The organism is Cylindrospermopsis sp. CR12, from assembly GCF_001432185.1.
Classification (GTDB): Bacteria; Cyanobacteriota; Cyanobacteriia; order Cyanobacteriales; family Nostocaceae; genus Raphidiopsis; species Raphidiopsis raciborskii.
Genome location: NZ_LMVE01000006.1, coordinates 64,415 through 74,925 on the forward strand (window position 1 = coordinate 64,415; position 10,511 = coordinate 74,925).

Consider the following 10,511-nt stretch of genomic DNA (forward strand, 5'->3'; position numbering starts at 1 on the left):
GAGGTTTCCAATGATTTACCATGGAGCAAACACCAGGGGTATGGCAGACCACGGGTGGCTTAAAGCGAAACACACATTTAGCTTCGCCAACTATCATGATCCTTCTCGTATGGGATTTGGGGCTCTTCGCGTCATCAACGATGACCATATAGCTGCTCGTGGGGGATTTGCTACCCACCCCCACAGGGATATGGAAATTGTGACCATACCTCTTCAAGGTTCTCTTAGACACGAAGATAGTATGGGAAACTCTCAAGTGCTGCAAAAGGGGGAGATTCAGTCCATGAGTGCAGGAACAGGTATCCTCCATTCGGAATTCAACGATGGTGACGAGGATCTCAAACTCCTTCAAATCTGGGTCTTACCCAAGAAGATAGGTGTTCAGCCTAGATATGAACAAAAAGCCTTCAATCCTGTTGATCGCAGGCAAAAGTTGCAAACAGTGGTTTCTCCTGATGGTGAAGGACTAGGGATCAATCAAGATGCTTGGTTTTCTTTGGCAGATCTAGAAGAAACTAGTGTGGAATATAAGTTGCACGGAAAAGGTCAAGGTGTGTATGTGTTCGTAATATCAGGATTTGCAAACGTCAATGGCAAAGAGCTATTTCCTCGGGATGGACTGGGACTGGAGGAAGATCTGCACATTCAAGTCTTTCAACAATCCGAGCTGTTGGTGATGGAAGTACCTATGTTATCATCATGAGACCTTAATCTGTTAATCAATTTCTAACCTAATTTTCCCCATAAACTATTCAGGTATCTGTCACAAGATACTGTTTTTTATATATTTTGTAGTTGAGAATGTATTGAGGATAGCACCAAAAGTACCATCCACCATAGACATATACTGGAAGTATCCTTCCTGGTAGTTCTTTTGAGCATTGAAAGATAGAGTATATGTCCAACAAACTCATACACTATCTGGGGATTTCTCTATGTTCCGACAAACTGCTTTCGGAATTGGTTTAACTACACTTGTCCTTACCAGTGGATTGGTAACTGATGCTATTTCCGCTAGTAATGTTACTAAAAAAATCTCATCTGCTCCCTCATTTAATGGTTCTACCCGAGCTGTTGCTTCCCACCAGAATAATGAGAGTAATAAGCATGAGAATAACAAGTTAGAAAAATTGGTTTTTGAAGAAATTAATCAGTATCGTGTTGCTCAAGGATTATCAAAATTAACCTTGAATTTAAACATCACTAAACAGGCAAGAATTCATAGTCAAAATATGGCTAATGGTACGGTAAAATTTAGCCATCATGGTTTTGAGCAACGGGTTAAATCCATCCATTTGCAATATAATAATGCTGCGGAAAATGTGGCATTTAACATAGGGTATAATGAACCAGCAAAACAAGCAATAATTGGTTGGCTTAATAGTCCGGGACATTTGCGAAATATTCGAGGGAAGTTTGAACTGACAGGGGTGGGAGTAGCTAAAAATGATAAAGGTGAAGTTTATCTGACTCAAATATTTATCAATACACCCCACAGGTACTCCCGAAAAATTTCCTCCAGATCCCCAGGTTTTTAAGCAATTTTCTGATAAGATTATTACATAAGGTAATTGTTTTGTAAATGTTTTGGTGAAAAATCATGAAACTAGATGATTTTCAGGTAGTTGATGGGGATCTAGACTACCCTACCCTCTCGGAATATTTAAGGTCAGATGCTTTAGCTGTGGATACAGAAACTATGGGTTTGCTACCACAGCGAGATCGTCTCTGTCTGGTTCAACTATGTAACCCTGAAGGTAAGGTGACTGCTGTCCGCATTGCTAAGGGACAAACCCACGCTCCTAACCTACAACAACTTCTAGAATCAACCGATGTTGTCAAGGTTTTTCACTTTGCCAGGTTTGATCTGGCCACTTTGCGTCACAACCTGAAAATTCATGTCCAACCTGTTTTTTGTACGAAAATTGCCAGTAAGCTGGCTCGTACTTACACAAACCGTCATGGATTGAAAGAGCTTGTACAAGAGCTAGAGCAAGTAGAATTGGATAAAAGTTCTCAGAGTTCGGACTGGGGGAATCCGCTGGGTTTATCTGATGCTCAACTAAGCTATGCTGCTAATGATGTGCGCTATCTGATCAGTTTGCAACAAAAACTTTCTCACATGTTGCAAAGAGAAGAACGTTGGCAATTGGCACAGGAGTGTTTTAGTTTTTTACCTACTTTAGTTTCTTTGGATCTTTTGCAGTTTAAAGAACTATTTGAACACTAGTCATAGACTGTTAGAAATTGCTAAAACTGGAAATGAGAAAACACTTTAACACCGCAGGTCCCTGTAAGCCCAACCTTCACTATATGCTCTCGTCTGTAGAGCGCATCCCCCAGATCAAAAACCTCACAGAAATTGCCCAGAGTCCAGATGGCAGAATGATTACGGTGATTCGGGGGTGATTTGTTAAAGAAGAGCGATCGCCCTATGGGAAACTCAGTATGGATGCGCCCTATCTGTTATCGAAACTGCGTTTGCACTCAAAGTTACCAAAACTATCAACCCTCCAGCAATGTGACCGGTAATAATATTTTATACAAAAAAAAATCAAAAAAATCCCAAAATCACACATTCACGATACAATTTTTGGCGGTTAAAGTAGTAGTTGGTTAAAGTTCAGGGAAAACGCTAATTGCATAGCAATTATACCAATAATAAAATATTGTTCCTACCGCATCAGAGGGAAATTAATATTTTTGGGTATGTGGAGCAAAAATCACAAAAAAACAGGAAAACCATCTGTCACTACAAAAAGGCCCAATTAATAAACTGCATGAGACTATGGATAACCTCGCTACAAATATTCCCAAGATTATGGTTGTAGATGACGATTTCAGTGTCAGAAATCTTGTTCATCGGTTTTTAAGTCGAAAATATAAGACAGAAGCTGCTGCTGATGGTAAAAGTGCTATGGCATTGTTTGAGCAGTTTAATCCATCTCTGGTGATATTAGACTGGAACTTACCAGATGTAAATGGTTACAAACTTTGTCAGGATATGCAAAGTCGAACCAATGTCTTAGTTCTTATGCTCACCAGTCGTAATGATGAAACTGACAAAATTAAAGTCCTAGCTGGTGGTGCGGATGATTTTATGACCAAACCATTTAGTCTAGCGGAGGTAGAAGTTAGAGTAGATGCTCTCCTAAGACGCATACGTTATATTCAACCCACTCAATCACAACGCCTTATTTTTAAACAGTTAGCAATCAACCCAGAAGGTCGGGAAGTCACACTCAACGATAAACCTTTGGCCTTAACTGCTTTAGAGTTTAATATTTTACATTTTTTGGCTTGTCACCCCGGACAAGCGTGGAGTCGTCCCCAGCTAATTCAAAAAATTTGGGGGTGTGACTATGTGGGTGATGGAAGGGTTGTTGATGTTCATATCGGTCAACTGCGTAAAAAAATGGAGGTTGATTCTAGCACTCCAGAGTTTATTAAAACAGTACGTGGTTATGGTTACAAGTTTGAATCTCCTGAACATAATAGAGTTTCAATTTGAGGAATAATATATTTGTTATATATTATTCCCTAGGGATTTACCTAAGTAGTGTAATGCAAATCACAGTTATGACTTTCAACCTCCGCTGCGACAAACCAGATCCGGGTGAGAGGTGTTGGCAAAAACGTGTAGGGGCGATCGCCTGTATGATCCAACATTATCAACCTGAGTTATGGGGAACCCAGGAGGGTCAACCTCATCAACTTAGGGATTTACAGGTACTTTTACCAGACTATGAATTTGTGGGGGGCGATCGCACTGGAACAGGAAAAGGTGAACACTGCGCGATCTTCTATAAGAGGGGAAAGTTGCAGCTGAGGGAAACCCAGGATTTTTACCTGAGTGACACCCCAGAAATCCCCGGTAGTATTACTTGGGGAACTCGTTTACCCAGAATGGTCACTTGGGCCAATTTTATTGCGGAGGATTTAGGTTTTTCTCTGACTATCATGAATACTCATTTAGATCATGAGGTTAGTAGAGCTAGGGAGTTGGGTGCGGGTTTAGTGAGTTTGCGCTTAATGAATTTTCCCAGGGAAGACTATTTATTGTTAACAGGGGATTTTAACGCTGGTCCTAGAAGTTTGGAAAGAATTATTCTCGCTGATAATTATAGAATTAAAGATGCTCTGGGCAATCTTCCTGTAGAATCACAAAAAACCTTCCACGACTTTACAGGTCAAGCTTGGGATCCTAGAGATACAATATATTGCGATCGCCGTTGGCAAATTAATCAGGTCATTATTGACGATCAGCAATGGGAGGGTATATGGCCATCGGATCATTTTCCGGTAATTGTCAAATTAGGTCTTACTGGAGGCTAAAAGCCGAAAACCCTGCATAGCCCTAGATAGAGCGCTATAGCGTTCACTAGGGCTATAAAATGTAACTTACAGTAAATAAAGTAATCCAAATAAAACAATCCAGATCACGTCTACAAAGTGCCAATACAATTCCGCGGCTTCTATACCAAAATGGCTTTGACTATTATAGTGTCCAGAATGACGAGATCGCCACAAAACGGACAAAATTAGCAAGACTCCCAAGGTAACATGCAAACCGTGGAAACCAGTCAAGACGTAGAATGCACTGGCAAAAAGATTGGTGGTTAGACCAAATTCCAAATGGGTATACTCATAAACTTGACCAAACAGAAAAATTATTCCCATGGCAGCAGTAATAGCCAACCATATACGCATACCTTTTTCATCATTTTTTTTAATTGCTGTATCAGCGTTGTGCATAACAAAACTGCTAGCAATCAAATTTATAGTGTTCACACCTGGTAATAATAGTTCTAATTCAGGTGTACCTTCTGGTGGCCATATAGATAAGGTAGAGCGGAAAGCTAGATAAGCTCCAAACATACCCATAAAAATCATCCCCTCAGCAATGAGAAAGACAACCAGACCAAACAAACGATAATCCGGGTGTGCTTCATGATGACCATCCACATGAAGCTGATGATTTGGTGTAAGTTCAGCAGTGTCCACAATTTGACTTTGCATAAATTTTGACGGTACTAAATTGGTAATTGCTAGTTAATTCCCCCTTTCCCCTACAATTGCTGCAAAATTTAGGTTTCGTTTTATTTCACGCCGTAATCATAGGGACCTGTGGTTAAAACGGGTAGTTTTTCAAAGTTTTCAATTTCTGGTGGGGAGGTGGTCATCCACTCTAAAGTCAGACCACGCCAAGGGTTATTACTAGCTTTGGGCCCGTATAACCAACTCCATACAGCATTGATAATAAAGGGTAAAGTGGAAACAGCTAGAATATAAGCCCCGTATGTACATATTTCATTTAAGGTGGTGAATTTTGGGTCATATTGGGCAATACGACGGTTCATACCCATTAGTCCTAATTTATGCATGGGCAAAAAGGACATATTTAACCCAACAATAGTTAAAGCAAAGTGAACCTTACCCCAAAACTCATTCATCATTCTCCCTGTCATTTTGGGAAACCAATGATAAATAGCGGCAAAAATCCCCAACACACTACCACCAAACAGTACATAGTGCAAATGGGCAACTACAAAGTAGGTGTCATGAACGTGAATGTCAAAAGGGACAGAAGCTAACATTACGCCGCTGACACCACCAATGACGAAAGTACCCACAAAACCAATAGCAAATAACATGGGAGTATTTAATTCCACTTTGCCTCCCCAGATGGTTGCTAACCAACTAAAGATTTTGATCCCCGTGGGCACGGCGATGATCATAGTCGTGATCATAAAGAACATCCGTAACCAACCGGGAACACCACTGGTAAACATGTGGTGGGCCCAAACAATTAAACCCAAAAAACTAATCGCTAGAGAAGAATAGGCGATCGCCTTATAACCAAAAATGGGTTTGCGAGCATGAACTGGTATAATTTCTGAAATTGCGCCAAAGAATGGCAGAATCATAATATACACCGCTGGGTGGGAGTAGAACCAAAACATGTGTTGGTAAACTACGGGGTCACCACCACCAGTGGGATTAAAAAAGGTAGTTCCTGCTAACAAATCAAAAGCTAGTAGAATCAAGGCTCCTGCCAAAACAGGTGTAGATAATAAAACTAGAGCAGAAGTTGCCAACATAGCCCAGCAAAACAGGGGCATTTTATGAATCCCCATGCTAGGAACACGCATTTTCAGCATGGTGACCAAAAAATTAATTGCTCCTAAAATTGAGGATGTACCTAGTAACAGAATGCTCATAATCCAAATGGCTTCACCCACCTCACCGGTCATTAAACTCAGGGGAGGATAGGAGGTCCAACCAGCATCTGGAGCATCACCCACCACTAGGCTAGCAACTAATAATATACCTGAAGGAGGAATCATCCAGAAAGCCACCGCATTCAAGCGGGGAAAAGCCATATCCCTAGCTCCAATCATCAAAGGAATCAGATAATTAGCAAAACCTGCTCCCGCTGGAACTATCCAGAGGAAAATCATGATTGTGGCATGGAGAGTAAACAGACTGTTATAAACTTCTGGTGTAACAAAATCTACTTCTGGAGTCCGTAATTCTGTCCGGACTAAATCTGCCATGACACCACCAATACAGTAAAAAATAAACGATGTCACTAGATATTGAATCCCGATTACCTTGTGGTCGGTATTAAAAGTAAAAAATTCCCACCACTTTCTTCCCCCCAATTCTTCATGGGGTATGGCTAGGTGAGAAGTGTCTTGTAATTGAGCTTGTGTCATAGTTATAGGGGCTTTCCATTTAGGAAGTTCAAAAGGTGTTTTCTCCCGATATATTTAAGCCATATCTTTACCAGCTATGACTTTGAGAAAGATTCTAAAAGTACCTTTCCTATTCCTAAGCTTTCTGGGTGAATATGCATCTTTTGCATATAGGGGGACAGAAATTCATCAGCTGACATAGCGGAGGGATTCACGGCGATCGCCTGATTAATAGTTTCTTTTTCCGCCATTAACTGTTCCTGAACCCAGGTATCAAAGGCTTGTTTTGACTCTACTACGATTTGAGTTTGCATAGCGCCATGGTAGGGGCCACATAATTCTGCACAAACCACAGTATAGGTTCCCTCTTTTCTGGGAGTGAAGCGGACTCGAGTTTCCCTACCGGGGATTACATCTTGTTTCAGACGAAATTCTGGAACCCAAAAGGCGTGAATTACATCATTAGCTGTCATCTTCATCTGTACTTGTTGACCCACAGGGACGTGAATTTCACCTGTGGTTATCCCCGCATCTGGATAGGTGAATATCCAAGCGTATTGTAAAGCTGAGACTTCAACCACTAGTGGTTCCGCTTCATTGGATGTATTTTCTGCCTGGGCAATTTCCATGGAAGTGGGGGAATTTTGGCTATTTACTGGCTTGTCACTGAGAGTAGCCGCAATAGCAGTACCCGGCATAACCTTAGCTTCCTCCATGATGGGAGCATTATGGCCTCCATGAGGATCTAATCCCCCAATTTGATTGTATACATCAAAACTGTATACAGAAATGCCCAGGACTATCACTGCTGGAATTGCTGTCCAAAGTATTTCCAGAGGAATGTTACCTTCAATAGCTGGACCGTCTTCGTTATCACCCGCACGCCGACGGTATTTAAATACTGAGTAGATTAAAATACCTTCGACCAAGAGAAATATCCCTATAGAGACAGTTAACATCGCATCAAACAGACCGTCTATTAATACAGCTTCATCTGCTGCTGCTGTGGGTAACAGCCCATGATTTTGACCGTACCAGAGACTAGTTAAGGTGAGAGCGATGCCAATGAGTAATGTCCAGATGGAATTTGGAATTTTCACGGCTTATTTGAGGTTTTACTTGATTGAATTTATTTAGTAACCCATATACCAAGGTAGTGCAGCTATGAGAAGATTGGGTCGCGATGTCTAAAATTTTTGTTAAGTTTTTCTCATGTTGCTTCTAGTAGCATTATGGCAACATAAGGTGCTATTTTTTGAGCAAATTGGCTAATTTATCCCCACTTGGTCTCTAATCCGCAAAAATTGAGCCAAAAGTTGGCAAATTTGTCAACAACTAATTATCGGTATCTTAAAAAATGCCTAAATCTTACAGTCAAGATAGCCCTGGAGGATTCAAATTATAAAGGAAAGCCCATCTGGCAATCTTGACCCATAGGTTAAGGTGTAGGTATGTGTCTTTTTCATTCTCTAGAGTGGATCGGGTATCGTTCATGAGTGAATTTGTCCTAGAACAACAAAATCAGGAGGCGAATCATCCCCAGGAACTTATTCGGCGCCTGGTTTGGAAAATTTGTATAGCCACTTTGATTTTGATGGCTATAGGTAGTGCTACTCGCGTAATGAATGCTGGTTTGGCTTGTCCAGACTGGCCCTTATGTTATGGCGAATTAGTGCCGACTAAACAAATGAATCTTCAAGTCTTCTTGGAGTGGTTCCATAGATTAGATGCTGCTTTAATTGGGTTAAGTGCGATCGCCTTGACAGGTTTATGTTGGTGGTATCGTCGTGTTTTACCTCTATGGTTACCAGGAGCTGCTACTTTTGCTCTGTTATTAATCGTATTTCAGGGAGTTTTGGGCGGACTGACTGTGACTGAATTGTTGCGGTTTGATATTGTAACTGCCCATTTAGCAACCGCACTCTTATTTTTCACTACTCTATTAGTCATTGGTACATTCCTTAGTCCTTACAAAGGAACAGGCGCTGTAGGCAAACTTCCTTGGGTGGGTTTAACAGCTGCAGTTTTGGTCTATCTACAAAGTCTTTTAGGTGCTTTGGTAGGTTCTCGTTGGGCATTACATCAATGTCTAGCAGGGGAAGAGTTGTGTGGTGTTATGTATAGCCATATTTTTGGTTTATTACCCCCCACGGTAGCAACTTTGGCCATGGTCTTTATTTCCTGGCGTACCCCAGCATTACATCCCGCTTTGCGAAAATTGGCTAATCTAGCAGGTGGGTTGTTAATTTTACAATTGCTGTTGGGTTTCGCCACCTTCCGATTACATTTACAAGTTGAACCTCTCACCGTAACCCACCAAGCAGTCGGAGCAACTTTGCTAGGCACTCTAGTAGTTTTTACGGTTCTGGCTTTACGAGACAGAAGTATTAGTAACCCTAGTTACCTAAATAACTAGTAATTGATAAAGGAAGTATAACCAACATGATTGAGACTAATGTCTCTCGTCACCATGATTCATTTTTGCAAGTGATTCACAGCTACTATCAGTTAACTAAGCCTCGGATTATTCCGCTGCTTTTGATTACTACTTCTGGTAGTATGTGGATCGCCGCTAAAGGACAAGTTGACCCTTGGCTATTATTAGTGACTCTTTTGGGTGGAACCCTAGCAGCAGCTAGCGCCCAAACCATTAACTGTATCTATGACCGGGATATAGATTATGAAATGGAAAGGACACGTCACCGCCCTATGCCATCTGGTAAGGTGCAATCTAGGGATGCTTTAATTTTTGCGATCGCCCTAGCTATAGCTTCTTTTACCCTATTAACTGTTTTTGCCAATCTACTGGCTGCACTTTTAGCATTTTCTGGTATTGTTTTTTATGTTTTAGTCTACACCCACTGGCTAAAACGCCATAGCACTCAAAACATTGTTATTGGGGGTGCAGCTGGTGCCATTCCCGCTTTAGTAGGTTGGGCAGCAGTTACAGATACCTTGAGTTGGGCAGCTTGGTTACTTTTTGCTATTGTATTTTTATGGACACCCCCCCACTTCTGGGCTTTGGCCATGATGATTCGGGATGACTACGCAAAAGTTGGGATTCCTATGTTACCCGTTGTCGCTGGTAATCAAGCCACCGTCCGACAGATTTGGTTTTATACGGTAATTACTGTGACCTCTACGGTATTGTTGTTTTATCCCTTACATGCTAGTGGGATTGTTTATGTGGTAATAGCCATGACTTTGGGTGGAATCTTTCTTCACAAATCCTGGCGATTATTGCAAAATCCAGAAGATAAAACTATTGCTAAAGAGTTGTTTTTGTACTCTATTTCTTACATGATGCTATTGTGTTTAGGAATGGTAATTGATAGTTTACCCTTTACCCATTATTTGGTGAGTACAATCCTCCACACTTTCCATTTGGTCGGTTAGGAACTTTCCACAAACAAACAAAAAGCGATCGTCTGGCGCGATCGCTTTTTAAGGACTCCAAAAGCTCTATAATCACAAGTATGAAAAAATGGACACTACAAAACTGAACGAAAGAAACATTTAATGATTACACTTTACATAGAAAGTAATTTTTTTATTGATTTTGCCAAAAAACAAGATCAAGATATTTATATATATCCGGTTGGTTTGTTGGGTTTCGTGCCTCAACCCAACCTACGATTACCCACGACAAAACTAGTCGGTTTTAAACTGACTTTCGCTTTGAGACCGGTCTCCCCCACAGACAGTCTCCAGGTAGGGGTTAATTTAAACAATTATGGTTAATCCCCTGGGGAGCTCCTGTATGGAGTGCTTAGCAATCGCATTTATATATATGCCGTTGGTTTGTTGGGTTTC

At 41.0% G+C, this 10,511-nt stretch carries 11 protein-coding genes; 8 read left to right on the forward strand and 3 right to left on the reverse strand.

The features are described from left to right. Positions 1-10 precede the first annotated feature (10 nt). From ASL19_RS00640 to ASL19_RS00660, 6 genes are all read left to right on the forward strand, one after another. Positions 11-703, forward strand: coding sequence for a pirin family protein (locus ASL19_RS00640; RefSeq protein ID WP_057176876.1), 693 nt, complete (start codon positions 11-13; stop codon positions 701-703). 232 nt (positions 704-935) lie between these two features. Continuing rightward, a complete protein-coding gene (locus ASL19_RS00645; protein WP_057176877.1) occupies positions 936-1,538 on the forward strand; it encodes a CAP domain-containing protein in 603 nt (200 codons plus the stop codon). 62 nt (positions 1,539-1,600) lie between these two features. Next, complete coding sequence (locus ASL19_RS00650; RefSeq protein ID WP_057176878.1) at positions 1,601-2,230, forward strand: ribonuclease H-like domain-containing protein; 630 nt, start codon at positions 1,601-1,603, stop codon at positions 2,228-2,230. A 32-nt stretch (positions 2,231-2,262) separates the two neighbouring features. Further along, the gene (locus ASL19_RS18010; RefSeq protein ID WP_181406976.1) at positions 2,263-2,409 is read left to right on the forward strand and encodes a hypothetical protein; all 147 of its coding nucleotides are present in this window, start codon (positions 2,263-2,265) and stop codon (positions 2,407-2,409) included. A gap of 379 nt (positions 2,410-2,788) precedes the next feature. Then, a complete protein-coding gene (locus ASL19_RS00655; protein WP_006276312.1) occupies positions 2,789-3,511 on the forward strand; it encodes a response regulator transcription factor in 723 nt (240 codons plus the stop codon). A 68-nt stretch (positions 3,512-3,579) separates the two neighbouring features. Next, positions 3,580-4,335: an endonuclease/exonuclease/phosphatase family protein gene (locus tag ASL19_RS00660; RefSeq protein WP_235528889.1), complete on the forward strand. Its 756-nt coding sequence runs from the start codon at positions 3,580-3,582 to the stop codon at positions 4,333-4,335. A gap of 66 nt (positions 4,336-4,401) precedes the next feature. On the opposite strand, the gene ASL19_RS00665 is transcribed toward ASL19_RS00660, so the two are convergent. The 3 genes from ASL19_RS00665 to ASL19_RS00675 form a co-directional block, all read right to left on the reverse strand. Beyond that, positions 4,402-5,019 (reverse strand): heme-copper oxidase subunit III, encoded by a 618-nt coding sequence (locus ASL19_RS00665; protein ID WP_006276314.1) that lies wholly within the window; start codon positions 5,017-5,019, stop codon positions 4,402-4,404. 80 nt (positions 5,020-5,099) lie between these two features. Next, a complete protein-coding gene (gene ctaD, locus ASL19_RS00670; protein ID WP_057176879.1) occupies positions 5,100-6,719 on the reverse strand; it encodes a cytochrome c oxidase subunit I in 1,620 nt (539 codons plus the stop codon). A 74-nt stretch (positions 6,720-6,793) separates the two neighbouring features. Beyond that, a complete protein-coding gene (locus tag ASL19_RS00675; protein WP_006276316.1) occupies positions 6,794-7,798 on the reverse strand; it encodes a cytochrome c oxidase subunit II in 1,005 nt (334 codons plus the stop codon). A gap of 392 nt (positions 7,799-8,190) precedes the next feature. On the opposite strand from ASL19_RS00675, the gene ASL19_RS00680 reads away from it, so the two are divergent. Beyond that, positions 8,191-9,114 carry a heme A synthase gene (locus ASL19_RS00680; RefSeq protein ID WP_006276317.1) on the forward strand — a complete coding sequence of 308 codons (924 nt, stop codon included), beginning with the start codon at positions 8,191-8,193 and terminating at the stop codon, positions 9,112-9,114. 26 nt (positions 9,115-9,140) lie between these two features. Further along, positions 9,141-10,094: a heme o synthase gene (locus ASL19_RS00685; protein ID WP_006276318.1), complete on the forward strand. Its 954-nt coding sequence runs from the start codon at positions 9,141-9,143 to the stop codon at positions 10,092-10,094. Positions 10,095-10,511 lie beyond the last annotated feature (417 nt).

Coding starts and splice junctions, on each gene's coding strand:
- ASL19_RS00665 (WP_006276314.1), bottom strand. CDS start 5,019: ATGCAAAGTCAAATTGTGGACACTGCTGAACTTACACCAAATCATCAG.
- ASL19_RS00655 (WP_006276312.1), top strand. CDS start 2,789: ATGGATAACCTCGCTACAAATATTCCCAAGATTATGGTTGTAGATGAC.
- ASL19_RS00645 (WP_057176877.1), top strand. CDS start 936: ATGTTCCGACAAACTGCTTTCGGAATTGGTTTAACTACACTTGTCCTT.
- ASL19_RS00685 (WP_006276318.1), top strand. CDS start 9,141: ATGATTGAGACTAATGTCTCTCGTCACCATGATTCATTTTTGCAAGTG.
- ASL19_RS18010 (WP_181406976.1), top strand. CDS start 2,263: ATGAGAAAACACTTTAACACCGCAGGTCCCTGTAAGCCCAACCTTCAC.
- ASL19_RS00680 (WP_006276317.1), top strand. CDS start 8,191: ATGAGTGAATTTGTCCTAGAACAACAAAATCAGGAGGCGAATCATCCC.
- ASL19_RS00650 (WP_057176878.1), top strand. CDS start 1,601: ATGAAACTAGATGATTTTCAGGTAGTTGATGGGGATCTAGACTACCCT.
- ctaD (WP_057176879.1), bottom strand. CDS start 6,719: ATGACACAAGCTCAATTACAAGACACTTCTCACCTAGCCATACCCCAT.
- ASL19_RS00660 (WP_235528889.1), top strand. CDS start 3,580: ATGACTTTCAACCTCCGCTGCGACAAACCAGATCCGGGTGAGAGGTGT.
- ASL19_RS00640 (WP_057176876.1), top strand. CDS start 11: ATGATTTACCATGGAGCAAACACCAGGGGTATGGCAGACCACGGGTGG.